Annotated in this window: 1 protein-coding gene; it reads left to right on the plus strand. The window is 46.4% G+C overall.

Annotated features, from left to right (window positions below; genetic code table 11):
* Positions 1-9 precede the first annotated feature (9 nt).
* Positions 10-590, plus strand: a 581-nt coding sequence (locus HMPREF1022_RS17810; RefSeq protein ID WP_232221631.1) for an IS3 family transposase, incomplete at its 3' end; no start/stop codon positions are given.

Here is a 590-nt window from a genome sequence, read left to right on the forward strand (position 1 = left end):
CGGGCACGAATGGGGAGCAGACAAAAGTGGCAGCATTTCAGAATAATTGATGAATTGCGGACGCGGCATTCGTTGTCAATTTTGCTGTCTTATTCGGGATTATCCAGGTCTGGATACTATAAATGGAAGAAGAGTGTACCCAAGCAAGACAACAATGAAGGTATCTTGGAGTACATTAAAGCAATTCACTCATTACGCCCCTTCTACGGATATCGTCGTATAACGACAACTTTGCATCGTGAAGGGCTTATCGTAAACCATAAGCGAGTTCATCGCTTGATGCAAAAACTTGGCATTCAATCGGTTATCCGTAAAAAACGCCGTTACGTTGGCAAATCGGGCAGTATTGTGTTTCCGAACCTCCTTGGCCGTGACTTCAAAAGCGATGTTCCCGGTAAAAAACTTGCGACAGATATCACCTATCTGCCGACAAGCTCCGGTTTTATTTACTTGTCGGCAGTGCAGGATTTGCACAACACCGAGATTATCGCATACAGCCTCTCAGCCAGAAATGACCTTGAACTGGTGCTTGCCACACTGTCTAGACTTCCGGCCATGCCTGGAGCCGTGTTGCACTCTGATCAGGGCTT

Source organism: Desulfovibrio sp. 6_1_46AFAA, from assembly GCF_000224635.1.
Lineage (GTDB): Bacteria > Desulfobacterota > Desulfovibrionia > Desulfovibrionales > Desulfovibrionaceae > Desulfovibrio > Desulfovibrio fairfieldensis.